Annotated in this window: 16 protein-coding genes; all 16 read left to right on the top strand. The window is 50.2% G+C overall.

The features are described 5' to 3' along the window. The first annotated feature begins 1 nt into the window (after nucleotide 1). The 16 genes from NQ534_RS04485 to NQ534_RS04410 all read left to right on the top strand — a co-directional run bounded on the left by NQ534_RS04485 (nucleotide 2) and on the right by NQ534_RS04410 (nucleotide 22,617). Nucleotides 2-1,471, top strand: a complete 1,470-nt coding sequence (locus NQ534_RS04485; RefSeq protein ID WP_006860903.1) for a hypothetical protein — start codon at nucleotides 2-4, stop codon at nucleotides 1,469-1,471. Nucleotides 1,472-1,479: 8 nt separating this feature from the next. Then, nucleotides 1,480-2,688: a hypothetical protein gene (locus NQ534_RS04480; protein WP_143115707.1), complete on the top strand. Its 1,209-nt coding sequence runs from the start codon at nucleotides 1,480-1,482 to the stop codon at nucleotides 2,686-2,688. 449 nt (nucleotides 2,689-3,137) lie between these two features. After that, nucleotides 3,138-5,066, top strand: coding sequence for a threonine--tRNA ligase (gene thrS, locus NQ534_RS04475; RefSeq protein WP_006860906.1), 1,929 nt, complete (start codon nucleotides 3,138-3,140; stop codon nucleotides 5,064-5,066). A 76-nt stretch (nucleotides 5,067-5,142) separates the two neighbouring features. Further along, on the top strand, nucleotides 5,143-5,460 hold the full coding sequence (locus NQ534_RS04470) for a DUF1540 domain-containing protein (RefSeq protein WP_006860907.1): 318 nt from the start codon (nucleotides 5,143-5,145) through the stop codon (nucleotides 5,458-5,460). Nucleotides 5,461-5,794: 334 nt separating this feature from the next. After that, nucleotides 5,795-6,253, top strand: coding sequence for a helix-turn-helix transcriptional regulator (locus NQ534_RS04465; protein ID WP_143115706.1), 459 nt, complete (start codon nucleotides 5,795-5,797; stop codon nucleotides 6,251-6,253). Between the two features lie 12 nt (nucleotides 6,254-6,265). Next, nucleotides 6,266-8,197, top strand: a complete 1,932-nt coding sequence (locus NQ534_RS04460; RefSeq protein ID WP_006860910.1) for a protein kinase domain-containing protein — start codon at nucleotides 6,266-6,268, stop codon at nucleotides 8,195-8,197. A gap of 287 nt (nucleotides 8,198-8,484) precedes the next feature. Next, nucleotides 8,485-9,414, top strand: coding sequence for a serine/threonine protein kinase (locus NQ534_RS04455; RefSeq protein WP_006860911.1), 930 nt, complete (start codon nucleotides 8,485-8,487; stop codon nucleotides 9,412-9,414). Nucleotides 9,415-9,451: 37 nt separating this feature from the next. Then, on the top strand, nucleotides 9,452-14,281 hold the full coding sequence (locus NQ534_RS04450; protein ID WP_006860912.1) for a hypothetical protein: 4,830 nt from the start codon (nucleotides 9,452-9,454) through the stop codon (nucleotides 14,279-14,281). 371 nt (nucleotides 14,282-14,652) lie between these two features. After that, nucleotides 14,653-15,147, top strand: a complete 495-nt coding sequence (gene infC, locus NQ534_RS04445) for a translation initiation factor IF-3 (RefSeq protein ID WP_006860914.1) — start codon at nucleotides 14,653-14,655, stop codon at nucleotides 15,145-15,147. Between the two features lie 63 nt (nucleotides 15,148-15,210). Continuing rightward, nucleotides 15,211-15,408 carry a 50S ribosomal protein L35 gene (rpmI, locus tag NQ534_RS04440; protein ID WP_006860915.1) on the top strand — a complete coding sequence of 66 codons (198 nt, stop codon included), beginning with the start codon at nucleotides 15,211-15,213 and terminating at the stop codon, nucleotides 15,406-15,408. A gap of 25 nt (nucleotides 15,409-15,433) precedes the next feature. Then, on the top strand, nucleotides 15,434-15,790 hold the full coding sequence (rplT, locus tag NQ534_RS04435) for a 50S ribosomal protein L20 (RefSeq protein WP_006860916.1): 357 nt from the start codon (nucleotides 15,434-15,436) through the stop codon (nucleotides 15,788-15,790). A gap of 128 nt (nucleotides 15,791-15,918) precedes the next feature. Then, the gene (locus tag NQ534_RS04430) at nucleotides 15,919-16,944 is read left to right on the top strand and encodes a DUF4981 domain-containing protein (protein ID WP_040782257.1); all 1,026 of its coding nucleotides are present in this window, start codon (nucleotides 15,919-15,921) and stop codon (nucleotides 16,942-16,944) included. 191 nt (nucleotides 16,945-17,135) lie between these two features. Continuing rightward, a complete protein-coding gene (lacZ, locus tag NQ534_RS04425; RefSeq protein ID WP_006860919.1) occupies nucleotides 17,136-20,261 on the top strand; it encodes a beta-galactosidase, LacZ type in 3,126 nt (1,041 codons plus the stop codon). A gap of 280 nt (nucleotides 20,262-20,541) precedes the next feature. After that, complete coding sequence (locus NQ534_RS04420) at nucleotides 20,542-21,198, top strand: HD domain-containing protein (protein ID WP_242655322.1); 657 nt, start codon at nucleotides 20,542-20,544, stop codon at nucleotides 21,196-21,198. 28 nt (nucleotides 21,199-21,226) lie between these two features. Then, nucleotides 21,227-21,934: an SH3 domain-containing protein gene (locus NQ534_RS04415; RefSeq protein ID WP_143115705.1), complete on the top strand. Its 708-nt coding sequence runs from the start codon at nucleotides 21,227-21,229 to the stop codon at nucleotides 21,932-21,934. A 170-nt stretch (nucleotides 21,935-22,104) separates the two neighbouring features. Then, the gene (locus NQ534_RS04410; RefSeq protein ID WP_006860922.1) at nucleotides 22,105-22,617 is read left to right on the top strand and encodes a Uma2 family endonuclease; all 513 of its coding nucleotides are present in this window, start codon (nucleotides 22,105-22,107) and stop codon (nucleotides 22,615-22,617) included. Nucleotides 22,618-23,039: the final 422 nt, after the last annotated feature.

Genomic DNA, 23,039 nt, shown 5'->3' with positions numbered 1-23,039 from the left:
TATGATTGAAAAAGTAAGAAAACTTTTAAATGGAGAATATGAAAACCGGCTGATGCCATTTTTCTGGCAGCATGGCGAGGACGAAGCCACCCTGCGGGAATATATGAAGGTGATCCGGGAGAGCGGCTGCCGCGCGGTATGCGTGGAGAGCCGTCCCCATCCGGATTTCTGCGGGGAAAAATGGTGGGCGGATATGGATGTCATTCTGGATGAGGCGCGCCGCCGCGGCATGAAGGTGTGGATTCTGGATGACAGCCATTTTCCGACAGGCTATGCGAACGGGGCGCTGAAAAACGCGCCCGACGAGCTGCACCGCCAGAGCATCTGCACCAGCCGTGTGCCCCTGTGCGGGGATGATGAGCGGACGGAAATTGATGTGCACAGCATGTTTCCGCCCGCTTTTTGTCCGAATCAGCTTGAGCAGTATATCCTGTCGGCGATGCTGGCGGATGCGCCCCGCTTTGCGGACGACCGGATTCTTGCCTTGACGGCGGTCTGCCGGGAGAGCAAAGAGCAGATTTTTCTTACGGTACCTGAGCCTGGCGAAAAGCTGGTCTGGGAGAAGCGGGATGGCGACTGGACGCTCTTTATCACCGGGCTTTCCCGGAATTTCGGTCCCCACCGGGAATATATTAATATGCTGGATGAAAAATCCTGCCGTCTGCTGATCGACGCGGTCTACGAGCCGCACTGGGAGCATTACCGGGAGGATTTCGGAAGGACGATTGCCGGCTTTTTCTCCGACGAGCCGGAGCTGGGGAACGGTCATATCTTTGACAATGAGGGCAGACTGGGAGGAGAGCAGGATCTGCCGTTTTCCAGTGCCATGACGGAAGAGTTAAGCGCGCGTCTGGGGGCGGACTGGGCAAATCTTATGTATCTGCTGTGGGACAACGAGAGCGACGCGCAGGAGACTGCGCGCGTGCGGTACGCCTACATGGATGCCGTCACAAAGCTGGTACGGGAAGCCTTTTCCAGACAGCTTGGCGGCTGGTGCAGGGAGCACGGCGTGCAGTACATCGGACATATCATTGAGGACTGCAATGCCCACGCAAGGACTGGCGTCAGTCTTGGCCATTATTTCCGCGGACTGGACGGGCAGGATATGGCGGGCATCGACGATATCGGAGGACAGGTCCTCCCGCAGGGTGAGGATGCGCCTCTCACCGGAACGATGGGACTGCCGCGCGACGGCGAATTTTATCACTATATGCTGGGAAGCCTGGCGGCGTCCGCGGCGGCGATTGAGCCGGGCAAGCACGGAAACGCGATGTGCGAAATTTTTGGAAACTATGGCTGGGCGGAGGGCGTGCAGCTTGAAAAATATCTGGCGGACCACTTTATGGTGTGCGCGGTATCAATCATTTTGTGCCCCACGCATTTGATCCGGCGCCGTTTCCGGATTCTGACTGTCCGCCGCATTTTTATGCGCACGGACATAATCCCCAGTATCGCCATTTCGGCGCGCTGATGGGCTATATGAACCGGGTGTCGGAATGCATCAGCGGCGGGCGCAGGATTGCCCGGACGGCGATTTTATATCATGGAGAGGCGGAATGGTGCGGGCGCGCGATGCTGAGCCAGAAGCCTGCGCGGAAGCTGGCGGAGGCGCAGATCGCATACGACTGCATCCCGGCGGATGTATTTGCGGAAAGAGAGCATTACCGGACGGATATAAGCCGTGTGCTGCGGGTGAATACGCAGGAATACCGGGCGCTGATTGTGCCGTATGCGCAGTTTGTCACTGCGGAATTTGCCGAAGCGGCGGCAGAGCTCTGGAAAAATGGTTTTCCGGTGATATTCCTGGAAGGGCTTCCGGAAGGCATCTGCAATCCCGCGAAGAATGCAAAAGTTTCTCTGGAAGGGCTGAAAGACTGCCCTGTACTTTCTCTGGAAGAGCTGGTGCCGTATCTGAAGCGGATGGGGCTGCCGGAGGCTGCATTTACGCCGGAGAATCCTTACCTGCGGGCGCTGCATTACCAGGGAGAGTGCGAGCTGTACTATTTTGTAAATGAGGGAGCCGGCAGATACGAGGGAACGGTCTGCATTCCCGGCGCCGGTCCGTGCTACGGATACGATGCGTGGGAAAACCGGATCTACCGCCTGAAGCCGGAGCATATCCGGCGGGAGGACGGAGCTGCCCGGAAGCTTCCGGTAAGCCTTGATCCGCGCAGAAGCCTGATTGTCGTGCTGGATACGGCGGATGAGGAGCTGCTGTGCGAGCCGCTCTGCGAAAAAGGAGAGACGTCTCCTCTGAAAACATGGAAAAGAAGCATCTGCGACGCGACGGAATATCCTCATTTCCGGGAAGAAAAAACGGTCACTCTGCCGGACACTCTGGCGCAGGAGCAGCCGTCCTTCTCCGGGTTTGTCCGCTATGAAAGCACATTTTCTGCAAAGCCGGGAGAAAAGGTGCTGCTGGAGGTGACGGATGCGAAGGAAGGCATGGAGGTATTCGTCAACGGAAAGAGCGCCGGCATCCAGATCGTGCCGCCCTACCGCTATGACCTGACAGGGCTGGCAGAAGCCGGGGAAAATAAGCTGGTGATTGAGGTGGCGACCACACTGGAGCGGCAGTGCTACGAAATGACAAAAGACGACCCGCGCATGAAGATGCGTGGTCTTGCAAAGCCGGAGGGCGGAAGCGGAATTACCGGGGAAGTTTATTTAAGACATTTTGGGTGTTGACAAATGGCAGCAAAGTGAGATATTATCGAATAAGATAAAGCGCAGACGAGAAGAGTAGAATGCCGGAATTCACAGAGAGGGATGCATATGGTGGAAGCATCCTGCAGGAAAGCATTTGAAGACCACCTCTGAGCGGCCCCAATACGGCACGGTGATTCCGTTATCATCAAAAATGAGTGGTTTTGGCGTTGGCGCGTGATAGCGCATGCAAAAAGCAAACAGGGTGGAACCGCGAGTAATGAAAATTGCCCGTCCCTTGCAGTTATTCTTTAATTGCAGGGGGCGGTTTTTTGTTGTCATGCATACGACAAAAACGTCCAGCGGACGTTTTTTAGTAGATTCATGAAGAAAAAATCTGGCAAAGTACCAGTAATTTATGCAGTTGCAGCAACCCCTGCAGCCACGCGCGCAGACGTAACAGCCACGGTATAAAAAGGAGAGAATTTATCATGATTATCACATTGAAAGACGGCACACAGAAGGAATATCAGCAGCCGATGACAATTCTGGAAATTGCCACGGATATCAGCGAGGGACTTGCGAGAGCAGCAACGGCAGGCGAGGTAGACGGAAATGTGGAGGATTTGCGCACCGTCATCGACCGGGACTGCCAGCTCAATATCCTCACTTTTGACAGCCCGGAGGGCGCAGGCGCTTTCCGCCACACGACATCACACATTATGGCGCAGGCTATCAAGCGTCTGTATCCGGATGTAAAGCTGGCAATCGGACCCTCCATCGCGGACGGCTTCTATTACGACATCGACAGCGACACGCCGCTTACCGCCGAGGACCTGGAAAAAATCGAGGCGGAAATGAAGAAAATCGTCAAGGAAGCGCTGCCGATTACGCGCTTCACAAAGCCGCGCGACGAAGCGATTGCTTACTTTAAAGAAAAGAACGAGCCGTACAAGGTGGAGCTGATTGAGGATTTACCGGAGGATGCAGAAATCAGCTTTTATCAGCAGGGTGAATTTGTGGATCTCTGCGCCGGACCGCATCTGATGAGCACAAAGCCGGTGAAGGCGTTCAAGCTGACCAGCCTGGCGGGCGCATACTGGAGAGGCAGCGAGAAAAATAAGATGCTCACCAGAATCTACGGTACCTCCTTCACAAAGAAAGCGGACCTGGAGGCGTACATTACCCGCATGGAAGAGGCGAAAAAGCGCGACCACAGAAAGCTTGGAAAACAGCTTGGACTGTTTATGATGCGCGACGAGGGACCGGGCTTCCCGTTCTTTCTGCCAAACGGCATGATTGTGAAAAACGCCCTGCTGGATTACTGGCGTGAGATTCACAGAAAGGCGGGCTATGTGGAAATCTCCACGCCGATCATGCTGAACCGCCAGCTCTGGGAGACCTCCGGACACTGGGACCATTACAGAGAAAATATGTACACGACTGTGATTGACGATACTGATTTTGCCATCAAGCCGATGAACTGTCCGGGCGGTATTCTGGTTTACCAGTCGGAGCCGCGCTCTTATCGTGATCTGCCGCTGCGCATGGGAGAAATCGGTCTGGTTCACCGCCATGAAAAATCCGGTCAGCTTCACGGGCTGATGCGCGTGCGCTGCTTCAACCAGGATGATGCCCACATCTTCATGACACCGGAGCAGATCTGCGACGAGATCAAGGGCGTTGTAAAGCTGATTGACGAGGTTTACCAGCTTTTTGGCTTCAAGTATCATGTGGAGCTGTCCACCCGTCCGGAAAACTCGATGGGAAGCGACGAGGACTGGGAAATGGCAACCGACGGTCTGCGCAGCGCGCTGGATGACCTCGGTCTGGATTATGTGGTAAACGAGGGCGACGGCGCATTCTATGGTCCGAAGATTGACTTCCATCTGGAGGATTCCATCGGAAGAACCTGGCAGTGCGGAACCATCCAGCTTGATTTCCAGCTTCCGCTGCGCTTTAACTGCGAATACATCGGAGCAGACGGAGAGAAGCACCGCCCGATTATGATTCACCGCGTGGTGTTTGGTTCTGTCGAGCGCTTTATCGGTATCCTGATCGAGCATTTTGCCGGAGCCTTCCCGACCTGGCTGTCGCCGGAGCAGGTGCGCGTATTGCCGATTTCCGATAAATATCTGGACTATGCGGATAAGGTAAATGCAGCGCTTAATGAAAACGGCATCCGCTCCAGCGTGGACACCCGTGCGGAAAAGATTGGCTATAAAATCCGCGAGGCGCGTCTGGCAAAAGTGCCGTATATGCTGGTGGTCGGCGCGAAGGAAGAAGAGGACGGCAAGGTATCCGTGAGAAGCCGCTTCCTCGGCGACGAAGGTCAGAAGAATCTCGATGACTTTATCGCGGCAATCAAAGAAGAAATCCGCACCAGAGAAATGCGCAAAGTGGAAGTAGAGGAAAATTAAAAAAATTTTCATAAAATAAGAAAAACGGCAGATACTACCTCTGTAACACACAACTGTGAAAAAAGGAGGTAATATCATGCCGTTTTTATCATGTTCAGCGGTAAAATGCATTTATAATGAGGACAACTATTGCCGGAAGGGCGATATTCTGGTGGAGGGAAACCAGGCGCAGGAGGCGTGCGAGACCTGCTGCTCCAGCTTCCGTGAGGACGAAGGCGGAATGACGGCGAAAAACTCTGCCGGGGAACCGTCCGGAAAAATCCAGGTGGACTGCACAGCCTGCAACTGCCGCTACAACGAAAATGAAAAGTGCCAGGCGGGCCAGATTGCCATTGCCGGTTCTTCTGCCTGTCAATGCCGTCAGACAGAGTGCAGCACCTTCAGCAAAGAGTAGAAGCTGCTGTCCGCAAAGACCTGACAGCAGGCGGAAAACCCGGAAAAGAACGGGATGCCTGTCTGCTGTCTGCATATAAAAAAGTGGACGGGACAAAAAACTTTCATTGATAAACCGGGAAATAAATGGTATGCTTAATGATATCATCCGGTTTAAAGCAGCCTGCCGGGGCTTCTGCGCACGCTGTGCAAAAAAGTCCCGCAGGCATCACAGGCGAAGGTTCTGCAGGCGGCACTGGTTAAGGCATACCGGCGGCAGGTGTCTGCATTTTGCAAAAGCGCTGGTGCGGCGGCACCGGATAAAGGCGACAGAAAAACAAAAGAGGGGTGGTTGCTTGATATTCGACAGCAAAAACGGCGAGAACATGGAAAATTTCAACCAGATATCCACGGACGAGATTATTAACCAGATTAAGGAGGCTCCCATACAGTTTTCCGAAAAACGGCTGGATACGATTCCCGGCATCCGCTTTGAAGATTATCTTGCGGAGCTGATGGAGCGGTATCACTGCACGCCGGGACAACTGATTATCCGCACCTGTCTGAGCAAGCCGTACATTTACCAGGTCTTGAAGGGCGAGCGCGTACCGGGAAGGGATGTAATTCTGCGCATCAGTCTGGCTATGAAGGCGTCGGTGGATGAGACACAGCGGATGCTCACACTGGCGGAAAAGGGCGTGCTGTATCCGAAGGTCAAGCGGGACGCGGCGATTCTCTGCTGCATTGAGGCGAAGCGGTCCCTGGAATACACCAATCTGTTTCTGGAGGAGCACGGAGAGAAAAAGCTGCTGTAAGGAAAGCGGAAGATGAACAGAGAAAAGCAAACACGCGTCCCGCGGCAGGAGGAGAGCCTGCAGAAATGGTACATACAGGAGCAGGAGCTGCCGGAGGCGCTTAAGAAAGAATTTCATATTGTTTCCTGCCTTTCCTGGCAGGAGGAACAGAGCGTATATCTGCTGGAGGATAAGGCGGGAAGACGCTCGGTTATCAAGCGGGCAGAGGAAAAACGAAAAGAGGTGCTCCGGAAGGAAGCGGAGTGCCTGAAGCGCATACCGTTTTCGTTTCTGCCTGCTTTTTTGTCGTGGCAGGAGGAGGACGGTGCAGGCTGGCTGCAGCGCGAATACATTCCGGGCGATACCCTCTGGGAGCTGGTGGAGAGGAATGGCCCTCTGGAGGCAGAAAAAGCTGGGGAGATTCTCTGCCGTCTCTGCGGAATCGCCGGGCAGCTTCACCGCTGCGACCCGCCGATAATCCACCGCGATTTCAAACCGCAGAATATCGTGCTGACGCCGGAGGGCAATCTGTTTCTGATTGACCTGGGCACGGTGCGAGCATACCGCGAGGGCGCCGCGCACGATACGCAGTTTATGGGAACCCGCCAGACGGCGGCGCCGGAGCAGTACGGCTACCGCCAGACAGACTGCCGGACGGATATCTATGCGCTGGGCGTGATTTATCTGTACCTGCTCACGGGCAGCATGGAGCTGCAGAGACCGGAGAACCTCTCCGGGGTGCCGGAAGGCTGCCGCCGCATTATTGAAAAATGCACCCGGATGGAGCCCGAAGAGCGCTACGCGTCCGCAGAAGAGCTGGAGCGGGCGGTGCGGGAGACGACTGGAGGGGCGGCGGAGGGCGATGCAAAACATGCGCAGAGAAGAAAAAGGAAATGGCTTCTGCCCGTCCTGTTTGTTGCGGCGCTGGCGCTTCTGGGAATATCCGGAATCTGTTATTACCGGGAAATGCCGTATCAGTTCCATTCTGAGCTGGTGGAGGAGGCGGTGCGACGGCAGCTTGGCAGGACGGACGGGCAGGCAATCACAAAAGAAGAGCTTGCCGGTATAGAGAGCCTGCGCATCTGCGGCGATTACATTCTCACGGAAAATGAGCAGCACCAGCAGCACAGCGCCAGCCACAGCGTTGACGGGACAGAGATTTCCGGAAGCGGAAATATTTCGGACCTGACGGACCTTGTCTATATGAAAAATCTGCGCACACTGGTTCTGGACAGGCAGGAGATTACGGATATTTCTCCGCTTGCCGCGCTGCCTCTGGAAAGCGTGAGCCTGTGCCGGAATCCTGTCACAGATATCTCGGCGCTCTCCGGCATGGATACGCTGAGGGAGCTGTATCTGGAGGAGACCGGGGTGCAGAGCCTGGAGGATATGGCGGAAATGACATCGCTGCGCGTGCTGCGGATTGGCAATGAGCAGCCAGTGGACCTGACGCCGGTGGCGGAGCTTCCTCTGGAGGAGCTGTGCATGGTCATGGTGGCGGAGGACAGCACGGAGATACTGCAGAAGCTTCCGCTGAAGAGGCTGCGTTTTCATAGCTGGTCGATGGAGCTGGAGGAGGCGGTCGGACAGATGACGGACCTTGAAGAGCTGACCATTTATGGATATCAGTATGACACGCTCTTGTCGCTGCTTTCCCTGACGGATCTGAGGACGCTGGACCTTTACGGCGGCAGACTGCAGAGCGTGGAGGGAATTGAAGCGCTCGCAAAGCTTACGTTTCTTGGAATCAACAACACGCCGGTGCAGGATATCTCTCCGCTTGCCGCTTTGGAACAGCTTACCTGGCTGGGGCTGGACAACACGGAGATTACGGATTTCTCCGTGCTGACGGAATTAAAGAACCTGCAGTGGGTTCGGTGCGACGAGGTGCAGCGCCCGCAGATAGAAGATATGGCGGATACGCTCCCGTTTACACTGGAGAGCGTGCCGGTGACAGAAGAGTGATATCAGCATTAACAGAATAGAAGCACGTATGATAGAAGAAACATCAGCATTAATTGAACAGAAGGATGATACAGGACCCGGAGGCGGAAGCTTCCGGGTCCTCTGACTATGCGGGGAAATGACGCTGCGAAGCGGTTCTGGATGGATCTCTGCGGGAAACAGGACCGCCTGGCGGAACTACTGCGCAAAATCTCTAAAAGTCTGCAAGTTGCATACCAAATAGTGGGCAAAATAAAATATACTAAAATTACTTATATCTATCAGAAAAATGAGGCAGAGAAAATAACGTGGAAAAAAGTTTTGAGGAAATATATTCGCAGGAGATCACGCTGCCGGAGGCGCTTGCAGGCAGGGTGGCAGTGGTCTCCTGTATGGCGTACAGCAATATGCAGCGGGTTTACCTTGTGAGGGATATAAAGAACCGGCCGTTTGTGCTGAAGGTGGCAAAGGGCAGCAAGAGAAGAATGCTGAAAAAGGACGCGGCTGTGCTGCGCGAGCATGCTTTTTCCTTCCTGCCGGAATATGAGGAGTATCTGGAAGCGGAGGACACCGGCTACCTTCTGCGGGAATATATAGAGGGCGACACACTCTGGGAATGGGTAAATAAGCGCGGCGTATTCAGCGCGCAGGAGGCGCGGGAGATTCTGTGCAGGCTGTGCGATATGGTGGGACAATTTCATCAGCAGAAGCCACCGGTGATTCACCGGGACATCAAACCACAGAACATTGTCATCACGAAAGAGAAAAATCTGTTTCTGATTGACATGGGAACGGTGCGGGAATACAAGGAGGACACCCGGCAGGATACGGTCTTTGTGGGAACAAAGCCGACGGCGGCGCCGGAGCAGTACGGCTATCGCCAGACGGACGGAAGAGCGGATATCTACGCGCTCGGTGTTCTGTATCTCTTCCTGCTCACGGGAAGCCTGGACGTGCAGTGCCCGAAAAACTGGGAGCTGCTGGATAGAAGCGCCTGTTCCGTCATTCTGAAATGCACAAAAATGGACCCGGACGACCGCTACCAGAGCTGCGCGGAGCTGAAAAAAGCGGTCCGGGCGACAGGGGGACACAGGCGCCGCAGAGAGTTTTTCAAAAAGTGGCAGCCGCTTTTAAAAGCAGCGTGGATGCTTATGGGAAGCGGGGTTATTTTTTTCGCCGGAGTCTGCCGGAAGCGTACCAAAAGTGCGCTGGGAAATGATACCATAAAGTCGGAATGACTTTATAGTAAATAAAACAACACAAGGAGGAAACAACATGAAAAGGAAGGATAACTGGAAGCGCATATCTGCGTGGATACTGACGACAGCAATGGTTGTCAGCAGCAGTTCCTTTACGACGCTGGCGGAAGAGCTGTCGGAGACTTCTGTACAGAATACGGCTGTACAGGAAGCAGTTGCGGCAGAGGAACCGGCGGTCGTGGAGGAGATGGCGGAAACTCCGGTAGAAGTACCGCAGACGGAAATGCAGATAGTGCAGGAAACGGAAACAGAGGCGGAAACACTTGCAGCACCGGAGACAGTCGCTGAGACACAGATGGCAGAGACTGATACGCAGTTGCCGGAGGAATCAGAAACTACGACATCAGAGGCGGAAGAAATTGTCATCGGCGATGAGGGAACAGAAGCCGAAACGTTGCCGGAGGATGCAGAGGAAGCTATTGAAATGGCACTTTTCGCAAACGAAGGTGAATCTGAAGAAGTGGAGTATACGTATTCTCTGCCGCTCAGTGATCCGGGGCGGAATGAGATACTGTTTGGACGCTCCGCATATATTGAAAATTCAATATATTACTGGGCAAGCAACGGAAATGGAGAATGGGCTTCGGTAACAAACGTAGAGGTTCTGCAGGAATGCTCCTGGAATGATAACGGCGAGGAAGTTGTGGCACAGGAAGGAAGTATTATTGAACTTTCTGGAAATGCAGAGAATGGCTGGAATTTGTATGGCAATGGAGCCGGAGTTGCATATCTGCAGATTACCTGGGTAGATCCGGATGGAGAGACACAGACCTACGGAAACCTGGAAGATGAGAAGTATTGCATATATGTCCATGCAGATATGTATGGTATGAGCTGGCAATATCCAAAGGGCACCAATGAAATGGTGCCTGGAGAAACAATGGAAATCTCCTTGACACTCAGTCATGAGCATAATGCGGAAGATGATTATTTTTTAGAGCCGGTGGAGAATGCAAAGTTTGTTATTGCCGGGCAGTATGACACTAGCGTTGTGAAGGCTTCCATAGACGGCAGTACGCTTTCTATCACAGGAGTGCGTACCGGTGATACGGAGATTGCAGTGAATGCGCAGATACCGAATGAATCCGGGGTGTATGAGACAGTGGCTTCTACAAACATCGTTGTGAATGTTTTAGACCAATATATGAGTATTGATCCGGTGAGTGTAGAAAATGTGAAACTCGGTGAAGAATTTGACGTAAATGCACAGGGACTAAAGGTGCTTTCTTACAGTGAGAACAACGAACAGCCTGTGGAAGTAGAGGATGTTCGGTTCCGTATTACATCTTTTGAGAGTTCTGTTTGGGAAGATGTGTCTGAATCTGAAGATGGAAATATTACCGCTCTGAAGAGAATAGGAATAGAGACGAACTTTGTGCGTGTGGCTGCTGAAAAGAAAATGGAGCAGGCAGATGGAGAAGAACGGTGGACGATAATTTGCGAACGCTCGTTTACTTTTGATTATCTGGATTATGATTATGGGGTAGAAGATGCGAACGGCGACTACCGTGACTGGATTTACTCTAATGAGGATTATACGGTATCCGTGAATAAAGATACTTTTGGAGAGCTGCCGGTTACAGTAAAGTGGACAGTTGGTCAGCGCAATGATTGGCAGATTGAAGAGGCAGATTCATCTGCATATACTTTTAATAGTGATGACAGCATTACATTACATGGGGAAAAGCTGGCAGAACTGTATCCGGAAGATAATAATTTTGTTCTGAGAGTGAGACTATATTTTGAAGGAAAAGAAATAACGGGCAGAGATTATGACATGCACGTTGACACACCGGAATATGACTATAATTTCCCGGCAACCTCCCCAGGGGACCGCGACCTTATTCCGGGACAAAATCTCTGGATTGATAAGTGGATGAGTGGTTACGTAGCCGATGCAAACTATCCGGACGGAGAATGGCTGGATGGCGGATTTGAAGTTACCAAAGTAGAAATTGTCGGACAGGGTACCTGGGATGATGCAGGCAATGAAATAACTCTGGAGGCTGGAAAAGAAGAGGGAGAATATCCTGTTCGCCTGGAAAAATTCGAGAATGGCTGGAATATCTGCGCACAGAACTACGGCTGGGCAAAAATCCAGATGACATACAAGGATGCAAATGGCGAAGAGCAGGTTTATGGAGCTGACGGGGAATTTTGTGTGTATGTTCATGGCGAGGTTTACCGTCTGGACTTTATTCTTCCGGATGACAGCAACCGTCTGAACTATCCGGGGTCGCTTACTGCTCAGACCAGCCTGCGCCTTGAAAGAGATGGTGAAGGCAGTGAAGCGGTAGATAATTATCGTTTGACGCTTAGTACAGATGATGAAGGAAATTACTTATATGATACGGATGCACTGGATGTATCTATCACAGCGGATGGCAAAGGTGTGGAGGTTAAATCCAAACAGCGAGACTTCGGAGAAGATATCTACATCAAAGTAGAAGTACCGGATGCGTCGGAACTGAGCGGCTGGCGTGAGGTATGCACCGCCCGTCTTGACGTGGAGGTAGTGGATAGCTATTATGTTGTCCGTTTTGAAAATATGCCGAAAGATGGTATCCAGACACAGGTTGGAGAAACACTGGATATTAAGGCTCTGAAGCCGGTAATCTATGAATGCAGCGCAGAACATCCAGAAGGCGTACGCGTTGAGAATAATGACAATGTACGTGTTACTCTGATTCGCTCTGGGAATGATGAGTTGGGCTGGGACGAAAACGCATGGGAAGCTGTTGAAGGAGCAGAGGATGATTTGATCCCGAAACTTAAAAGAAAGGAAAGCTGGGGCAACGGAATTAACGTATTCGTTGAAGAACGTTCGCTTGATGAAAACGGCGAACCGGAAACGGATGGCGATGGCAAAGAAATCTGGTACGAGAGCTGCCGTTACAATCTGCAGATTCCGGATCTTGAATATGATGCCTGGTTTAAGAATTTGCGGGAAGAAAATTATACCTGGGTATTTAACGATGAGGATTTCACGCTGGCGCTTGAAACGAAAAATCTTCCGGCTGGGGAAGGCAAAGTGACTGTTGAGTGGCAGGTTGGTACCTGGGATGAAGAGGGCAACCTTGACTTTGTTGATGAAGAGAACGGGTATTATACAAGCAATGGAAATAGTATCACACTTCACGGCAAAAAGCTTGCGGAGAAGTATAATGGGGATAATTCCGGATTCAATGTAAACGCCATTATCAAAGTGAATGGTATTGAAGTATTGCAGTGCGGCAGTGGTGCAGACGTGCGTGAATCATGGTACGAATTTAATTACCCGCTTACCGGCTCCTGGGAGAACGTGATACTGTTGAATGAAAGCAGGGATATTGCGCCGACAATGACCTGTTACATGGAAGATAAGGAACATCCTTACGGTGAAAATGTACCAGTGACGATAACAAAGGTTGAAATTCTCGGTCAGTATGAGGATTGGGATTGGGAGAATGATAATCCAGGAGATGCCGAGCCTCTTGATGAAGCTGTTATCACACTGACTGGAAATGCGCAGACAGGATGGAAGCTGCAGTCGAATGGAAATGGTTATGGTTTTGCGCATATTCAGATTACCTATACTAATCCAAAGACGGGAGATGAAGAAAAGTATAGTTTTGCGGAACTTGTCGGCGGTGAGCTTTATGAGTTTGAGTGGAGCTATTCGGATGGAACGGAAATTATGCAGCCGAACAGTGAAAAGGTGATTACAACCTCACTGAAACGCAGATATGTTGATGATGATGAAACAATCAAGGAAGAAATCATAAAAGATTACGAGCTTTCTGTACAGTGGGACGACGGAAATGATACATATGACACGAATCTGCTGACTGTCACTCCGGAGGGAACGACACTTGTGATTAAATCAAATGATAACGAGTGGGAGACGGATATCTATGTACGTGCGATGATAATGGATTCTGTAGAGCCAGAGATGGTGGAGATAAGCGGCAGCAATATTCATATCAGCGTTGAGAAAAAAACAGATGACGGGGACGATGATACACCTGGAGATAATAACCAGGGAGGCAGCACTATCAACGGACTGCACAAGGGTTCGGACGGAGAACTTTACTATTATAAGAATGGCAGAATTGATAAAGAATTTGTTGGTCTTGTGAAATACAATGGAGAAGATTATTTTGTCAGCAATGGTAAGGTGACGCGCTTAAATGGTTTGAACCTGATTGATGCTACCTGGTATTATTTATCAGACGGCAAGGTGGACAGAAGCTACACAGGGCTTGCACCGAAGTATGACGAATGGTTCTATGTTACAGACGGTGTGCTGGATGTTACATTTTCTGGTATTGCCGAATATAATAAAGGCGAGTTTGTGATAGCGGCAGGTCGTCTGGTGAAAGAAAAGAATGGTCTTTGGCAGGATGCAGAAAGCGGTAAATGGTACTTCCTGTCCCAGGGACAGATTCAGCGCCAGTACAGTGGTCTTGCACTTTATGACAACGAATGGTTCTACGTTACAAATGGTGTGCTAAACATTTCCTACACAGGTCTTGTGCTGTATGACGGCGAGTGGTTTTATGTAAACAAGGGTCAGATGGACAAGGCGTTTTACGGTATCGTTGAGTACAATGGCGGCAAATTCATCGTTGCATCGGGGCGTCTGGTAAGAGAAGCCAATGGCTTATGGCAGAACCCGAAGGACGGCGAGTGGTATTTTGCAGCAAACGGTCAGATTCAGACGCAGTATTCCGGCGTAGCTATGTACGATGGCGAGTGGTTTGTTATCGAAAACGGAAAGCTGGATTCTGATTATAACGGAACCATCGAATATGATGGAGCGGTCTTTAACGTAGTTGCCGGTCAGCTTTATGAGCAGGTACGATAAAACCTTGAAGTAATGTAATAAAAAACTATTGACAGTCATTTGCGCCTGTGTTATCATATCAAAGTATGAAAACGAAGCAGAGTGTCCACTCTCACCGCAGCACAGGCGCGTGACTGCCGGTTAATATGCTGAATGATGCCCGGAGGCTGCAATGCGGCACGAAAGGCATTGGAAAAGTATGTTTGCGTGGATGGCTTTGCTGTCCACGCTTTTTGTTGCCATGTATACAACAAAAGCATCCGGGATGTTTTTGGGGCACATGGGATTTTCTGTGAAAAAATATTTTTCGGGGAAAACGGTAAGGCAGGGCGTGTTTTCAAAAATCAGGTGAAACGCATTGAATATGGAGGTGTACAACAATTAGCGAATTAATGATTAACGAACAAATCAGAGACAAGGAAATCCGTCTGATTGGGGAGCATGGAGAACAGCTTGGCATTATGTCTGCAAAGGACGCCATGAAGCTGGCGCGGGAGGCAGAGCTGGACCTGGTAAAGGTCGCGCCGATGGCAAAACCGCCTGTCTGCAAGATTATTGATTACGGTAAATACCGTTATGAAATGGCAAGAAAAGAAAAAGAAGCCAAAAAGAAGCAAAAAACCATCGAGATTAAGGAAGTTCGTTTGTCGCCGAATATTGATGCGAATGATCTGAATACAAAGATTGGGGCAGCCAGAAAGTTTCTGTCCAAAGGAAACAAGGTGAAGGTAACGCTTCGTTTCCGCGGCCGTGAGATGGCTCATATGCAGAGCAGCAAACATATTCTCGACGATTTTGCAAAGGAATTGGAGGATATCGCGTCCGTAGACAAGGCAGCAAAGGTGGAAGGCCGCAGCCTTACAATGATTTTAACTGAAAAACGTTAATTGCAAAAAGAGCAGTGTTTTTCGGGTAAATAAGAAAACTATATTCAAGGAGGAAACACAAAAATGCCGAAAATGAAGACAAGCAGAGCAGCTGCAAAACGTTTCAAAATGACAGGTACAGGAAAATTAAAAAGAAGCAAAGCTTATAAGAGCCATATCTTAACAAAGAAATCTACCAAGAGAAAGAGAAATCTCAGAAAACCAGCTATTACGGATGCTACAAACTTCAAGAACATGAAGAAGATCTTACCGTATTTATAAGAAGGATTGAAGGAGGAATTAAGACATGGCAAGAGTAAAAGGCGGCATGAACGCAAAGAAGAAACATAACAGAACCCTCAAACTGGCAAAAGGTTACAGAGGTGCCCGTTCCAAACAGTATAAGATTGCAAAACAGTCTGTAATGCGTGCTCTGGCGAGCTCTTACGCAGGCAGAAAGCAGAAAAAGCGTCAGTTCAGACAGCTCTGGATTGCACGTATCAATGCGGCTGCAAGACTGAATGGTCTGTCCTACAGCAAGATGATGCATGGTCTGAAGGTTGCAGGCGTTGACATCAACAGAAAGATTCTGGCTGATATGGCTATCAACGATGCGGAAGGCTTCGCTACGCTGGCAGAGCTTGCAAAAAGCAAAATTGCATAAACAGATAATTTTATCAGGGGCAGTGTGCAGAAAAGATGTACACTGCCCTTCTTGTATTTTCCGGGAACATGAAATATAATGATGTTGAAGAATAAACAGTGGTGATTTATGGGAAAGTGAAGGGTAACATGCAGATAACAGATATAGACATCCGTGTATGGGCAGAAAAAGAGGGAGAAATGGGAAATCTGGAGGTGACAATGCGCTGCAGCGCGCCTGGAAAAGGGTTTGTATGCGCACAGCTGCTCTCGGAGGAGGACCAGGAGGAGGACCGCATTTTTCCGGTGCCGGTGGAGGAAGAAATTGCCTTCTGTATGCAGGTGTCGCCGGTGCGTCTGTGGGATACGGAACGCGCTTATCTGTATAAGCTGGCACTTGAGCTGCGCGATGAACAGATGCGTCTGCTTGGCTGTACCGTAAAAAAGCTTGCGTTTCAGAGAACGGAAAAGGAGCAGGGGGAGCTCTGGCTGAATGAACGGGAGATCCGGCTGCGCCCCTGGTGCTGCTGTGAGGAAGAGCTCCGGGAAGAACTGGAGCTGTCCGGAGAAATGCAGACGGGGTTCTGTGAAAATACAATAGCCGATAATCTGGAGAAGCGGCTGCGCTGCTGGCTTGCCGCTATCAGGAGAGGGCGTTACAATGCGCTTTTTGTTGCATGGGAAAACACAAAAAGCGGGCTGCGCAGGATGCTCGCGGAGCTGTGCCCGGAATACGGGCTGTACTATGACGAAGAGACGGAATGCGGCAGTAAGGCGGAAATGGTGCAGGAAACGCAGGCGGGGGTTTTTCCGGACGCGGCATTTTCTGCTGACAGCGAGCGCGCAGGAGTGGCTGCACCGGTTTCTGGTTTCGAGCTGAATGTCACGCAGGAGGGCGTTCTTCTGGAAAATCACTGTTTGTTTGTAAATGCATCAGAATATGAGCTGCGTTATGCTCTCCTTCATAATGGAGAAACAGTCTGCGATGGAAGTCTGTGTGCGGATGTGCCGCCGGGAAGCGGACGCTATATCGAGCTTCCGTTCGCTGCCCTGCATGAAGCGGGAGAGTATGTTTATCGTGTTTCGCTGCATCTGAAACAGGACACTCCGTGGGCGGCGCGCGGCTATGAAATTGCGGCGGGGGAGAGCCTGATTTCGAATTTGTTTTCCGCGTAAAGCTGGCGTGACAATTATCCGGCGTCCAAGCGTCAGTACAAAAAGAGATATCCGGCGTCCGGAGCACTGGAGCAAAAAGAGATATTGGGTGTCCGTGGCGCCGGAGCAAAAAGAGATATCGGGCGTCCGACGCGCAGAGCGCGGAAATAATTCGCCGGAAGGATAGTTCAATATAAGAAGGGAGAAAGAGAATGTTCGATTATACAAAACTTGCGAATCCGGAATTTTTTAAGGAAAATGTGCTTCCTGCACATTCGGACCATATCTGCTATCCGGGGGAGGAATGGCTGGAGCGCGGGGAAAATCCGTTCCGGCAATCTCTGAACGGTCTGTGGAAATTTTCCTATGCGCGCAATTTCAGCGAGTTGGTACGCGGCTTTGAGAGAACGGAGACGGACTGCCGGGGATGGGCGGATATCCGCGTTCCGGCGCATATCCAGATGGAGGGCTACGACGCTCCGGCATATGTGAATGTGCAGTACCCGTGGGACGGGCATGAGCAAATCCGGGCAGGGGAGATCCCTGAGCGCTTTAATCCCATCGCAAGCTACGTGAAATACTTTACTGTGCCGGAGACGATGAAGGATAAGCCGCTGTTTATTTCCTTCCAGGGTGTTGAGAGCGGAATGATTCTCTGGCTGAACGGTCACTATGTCGGCTACAGTGAGGACAGCTTTTCTCCCTCGGACTTTGAGCTGACTCCCTATGTGCAGGAGGGAGAAAACAAGCTTGCTGTGCAGGTGGTAAAATGGACAGGCGGAAGCTGGGCGGAGGACCAGGACTTTTTCCGTTTCTCCGGCATTTTTCGTGATGTGTATCTGTACACCTGTCCGGAGGTACATATTGCGGATTTGAAAATCCGCACATTGCTTGACGACACATATACAAAAGGAGAACTTACCGTGGATGTGTGCGGCTGCGGCAGCGGAAGCGTGCGTGCGGTTCTGCGCGAGAGCGTGATGGAAGAATATCGTCTGCCGGAGCTGCTGGAGAGCGGCAATCTGCTTTCACGCTGCAGCAGTGTTTTTGCAGAAAGTGAATTTTCACTTATTGACGGAGAAGGACATTTGCGTCTGCCCGTGCAGGATTTCAAACTCTGGAGCGCGGAGGAGCCGAACCTTTATGAGCTTTTGCTGACCGTGTTTGACGAGCGGGGAAATGTCACAGAAGTTATTTGTGAGGAGGTCGGCTTCCGGAAATTTGAGATGAAGGACGGATTGATGTGCCTGAATGGAAAACGGATTGTGTTTAAGGGCGTAAACCGTCATGAATTCAGCTCGCGGGCGGGGCGTGTGCCGCAGAATGATGAGATCCTGCAGGATGTTATTACCATGAAGCGCCATAATATTAATGCCATCCGAACCAGCCATTATCCGAATGATTCGCGGCTTTACCGTCTCTGTGACCGCCTTGGCATTTATATGATTGACGAAAACAATATGGAATCGCACGGCTCCTGGGAGCCGATTGAGCGCGGCGCCGGGGAAATGGACATGGCGGTGCCTGGTGATGCGCCGCAGTGGCGGGAAATCATGCTGGACCGTGTAAATTCCATCTATCAGCGTGATAAAAACCATCCGGCGATACTAATCTGGTCCTGCGGAAATGAGTCCTTTGGCGGATATAATATCAAACAGATGGCGGACCGCTTTCATGAGCTGGATGACACGCGTCTGGTGCATTATGAGGGCGTATTCCACGACCGCCGCTACAATGAATCCAGCGATATGGAGAGTCAGATGTATCCGTCGGTGGAGAGCATAAAGGCTTTTCTGGCGCAGGATGGCAGTAAGCCGTTTATCTGCTGCGAGTATACGCATGCGATGGGAAATTCCTGCGGCGCCATGCATAAATATACGGAGCTTACTGATACGGAGCCTCTTTACCAGGGCGGCTTTATCTGGGATTATGTGGACCAGTCACTTTATAAGAAGGACCGTTATGGACGGGAATTCCAGGCGTACGGCGGAGATTTCGGGGAGCGTCCGACCGATTATAATTTCAGCGGGAACGGGATCGTGTACGGAGGCGACCGCAGCCCGTCGCCGAAAATGCAGGAGGTAAAGTATAATTATCAGAACATTACGGCGGAGGTTTTCAAAGACCACGTGCGTATCTGCAACAAAAACCTGTTTGTGAATACGGACGCCTTTGCCTGCAATGTCACACTTGCAAAAGATGGCAGAGTGACCGGGCGCGCATCACTGAAAACAGAAGTTGCACCGCTGTCACAAGAAGAATATGAGCTGCCGCTGACTGTGCCGGAGCTTCCGGGAGAATATGCGGTTACAGTTTCCTTTACACTGAAGGCGGATACGCTCTGGGCGAAGGCGGGGCATGAGGTCGCTTTCGGGCAGGGAATCTTCCGGGTGGATGGACGGGCGGCAGGTATAGCATTTGCGGGAAGTGCGTACGGAGCAGGTACGGCGCGCGCTCCAAGGCGTCCAGAGGTAATACGAGGTACTTTGAATATCGGTGTGCGCGGGGAAGAATTTGAGGCGCTGTTTTCTTATCTGAACGGCGGACTGGTGTCCTACCGCTGGGGCGGCGTGGAAATGATAGAGGCGATTCCGAAACCGAACTTCTGGCGTGCGCCGACGGATAATGATGAGGGCTGTAATATGCCTGCCCGTTATGCGCAGTGGAAAATTGCAAGCATGTATCTGTCACACAAAGATTTTGAGACAAATGCCTGGGCGGAGCCTCTGGTGGAAGAACATGAACATTGTGTGACGGTTACTTATACTTATCATCTGCCGACCAGACCGGCGGCATCCTGCCAGGTGGCATACACAGTGTACGGAGACGGCACGGTTGAGACAGAGCTTTCCTACGATACGGTAGAGGAGCTGGGCGATATGCCGGAATTTGGAATGATGATGAAAATCAATGCCGATTATGATTGTCTGGAATGGTACGGCATGGGACCGGAGGAAACTTATGCGGACCGCTGTCGCGGTGCAAAACTCGGCATTTACCACAATAAAGTGTCCGATAATCTTGCGCGTTATCTGGTTCCGCAGGAGTGCGGCAACAAAACAGGCGTGCGCTGGGCGCGCGTGACAGACCGCCGCGGCAGAGGGCTGCTCTTTACCGGCGATTCTATGAGCTTTTCGGCGCTTCCGTGGACGCCGCATGAGCTGGAAAATGCCCGCCATGCATATGAGCTGCCGCCGGTGCACTATACGGTTATCCGCGCGGCGAAGCAGCAGATGGGAATTGGCGGCGATGACAGCTGGGGAGCCCGTCCGCACAGGGAATATCTGATAGACACCGGAGAAAAGCTCACCTTTAAATTCTGCTTTAAAGGGATATGATGCGGCGCGGAACGCGAAAGACGGACTGTTTTGCGTTCGCTTGTCTACGGACTTATATAATTTTACCGGAAATTTACAGAAAACGGATAGCTGATTACACACAGAAACTGTATAGTAGATACATTGACAAAAAATGAAGGAAATTCAAAAAACGGAATTCCCTGTATCATTTGGGTACGGGGGATTCCGGAAGAGAAGAAATTCAGAAAATGGAATTCGCCGTATTATTTGGGTACGGGGGATTCTGGAAAAGAAGAAATTCGGAAACGGGAGGAAATCATTGAATTATCTGGAAATTAAGAAAAATGAAGAGGTGCGCGGCTATCTGAAAAAAGGAAATCAGAATCTGGGGATGCTGGGTTATACGGACCATTCGGAGGTGCATTGTGCGCTGGTAGCGGAACGCGCGGCGTATATTCTGAAGAAATTTGACTTTCCGGAGCATGACATTGAGCTGGTGAAAATTGCCGGTTTTATGCACGATATCGGGAATGTAATCAACCGCTCCAGACATGCGGAGTACGGCGCGCTGCTGGCAAACGATATCCTGAAAAACATGGGGGCGGAGCTGCAGGACCGTCTGACTATCATTTCTGCTATCGGGAATCACGATGAGTCCACCGGAGGAGCCGTGGACCCGATATCGGCGGCGCTTATTATCGCGGACAAAACGGATGTCCGCAGAAACCGCGTCCGCAATAAGGAAAAGGCGTCCTTTGACATCCACGACCGCGTGAATTATGCGGTTACGGAGGCGAAGCTGAAGGTAAACCGGGAGAAGAGCGTAATTGCCCTGAACCTGCAGGTGGATGAGGAAATCTGTACGATGTATGAATATTTTGACATCTTCCTTGGCAGGATGATGATGTGCCGGCGGGCGGCAGAGATACTGGGGGCGAAATTTAAACTCACGGCAAATGGAAGCAAGGTGCTGTAAAGACAGCAGAAAAAGGGGGAATCTTTTTATGGCGAAGAAATTCAGAAAGTATTTGTTATTATCTCCGGCGATGCTGGCGGCTTTTGTGTCAGCTGTTCCGGTTATGGCGGAAACAAAAGCGGCAGATGCATATACGGTAAAGGTGGAGAGCGGTTATCTTGCCGTGCGCTCGGAGCCGTCGTTTGATGCGGAGAATGAACTGGAGGCGCTCTATACGGGCGATATTTTTTATGTGATGTATGATGAAGACGACACATATGCATATGGGTATTCGGAATCCGGAAAAGAAGGTTACGTAAATAAAAATTATCTGGTGGAAGCTTATAACATAGCAAGCGGAATCAGGACCCATGCAAGTGAAGGCATGGCGTGGCTTGAGACGGATTATTTCAGTATGTATCTTCCGGGCGATATTGAATGGGAATATGAGGTGGTGGACAATGAAACTATCCGCATCTCCTATACACCGGCAAAGGAAGACGGGTATGGCGGACATGTGGTAACAATTAAGGCCTATGACTGGAGTGACAATGGATACGCAGATTTACCGTCCTGGTCGGTTGCAGGACTGAGTAATGAAAAGAAATTTATAGCCATTTATCCGACAGACGTGCAGTTTAATCCGGAGGATGCCGGACAGGCGGCAGAATACAGACGGCTGCTGGAGGTTGCGGAGAGAATGGACTGTGAGGACGAAAAACTGGCAAAGGACAATCCTTTTGATGTGAAAGAGTAACGAAATCTTGTACGAATTGCTGGTCAATAGTTCACACATAAAATGAAACACATATTGAAAATGTGATGGACTCTGATATAATAAAGTTATCAGAAGGCAGAGAAGGTGAACACATGCGAATGAGCCCGCTGATTTAGAAAAAAGTCAGAGAGAATGGAGATGGAAGGCATATGAACCTTGATATAAAAATAACAGATATGTCTGGAGCTACACCGAATCATTCTATTTTCATTACAAATTTCGTTGCGATAGTGCACGGACAACTTAAAGATAGTACGTGTAGAGTTTTTCCGGATAACGTACAATATAAATGGAAATTGAATGATGGTTCTGAGAAAACTGTCATTCCGGATGCCACTATAAATTGTCAGGTGAGAAAACGGAGAGGAAATTCTTTCCTGAATGCTCCGCAATTTGTTATGGAAGTTTTAAGTCCGTCGACGGAAAAATATGACCGTGGAGAGAAAATGGATATCTATTGTGAAGAAGAGATTGCTGAATATTGGATTGCAAATTTAAAACTTCGTCAGATAGAAATTTATGATTTGGATTATGAGAATGGAACGACCCCACGCTACTATTTGACAGATACAGTAACTGATGAAAATAAGGAAAAACTTCATTTGCATCAGTTTCCTCATATTAAAATTGATTTTGATGAATTATTTGACGGAGTAGAATGACAGGAAGGATATGATGATTTAAGAACTATTCATGGATTGTTTAAGCAGGTACAACTTGATGAAAGCAGAACCTGTGTTTTCTGGAATGATTATATTGATTTACCAAGTGATACGATATACGAATATGGAAAAGAATATGAATATTCATGAGAAATGTAAGGATACAATAGCAATATAGAGAAAAGCCCGTACCGGGTGAACATCAACAGGAAAAGGCTTCTGCCGTGCGGGAAAAAAGCAGAGCGGGGCCTACGTGAGGGAAGAGCAGGCGGCTTTGTGGAAGTAACTACCGTGGATGAAAAGAACGGAAAATGATTATAACGGAAATGTAATCAGCTGTCATCAGAAAATCATTGTTTTTGCGAACAAAAGAAAAGCTGTATGACCCTTAGATTTAAGGGAAATACAGCTAACCAATATCG

The organism is Marvinbryantia formatexigens DSM 14469, from assembly GCF_025148285.1.
Taxonomy (GTDB): Bacteria; Bacillota; Clostridia; order Lachnospirales; family Lachnospiraceae; genus Marvinbryantia; species Marvinbryantia formatexigens.
The sequence above is the reverse complement of the archived record's forward strand: the minus strand, read 5'-3'. Positions and strand labels throughout refer to the sequence as shown.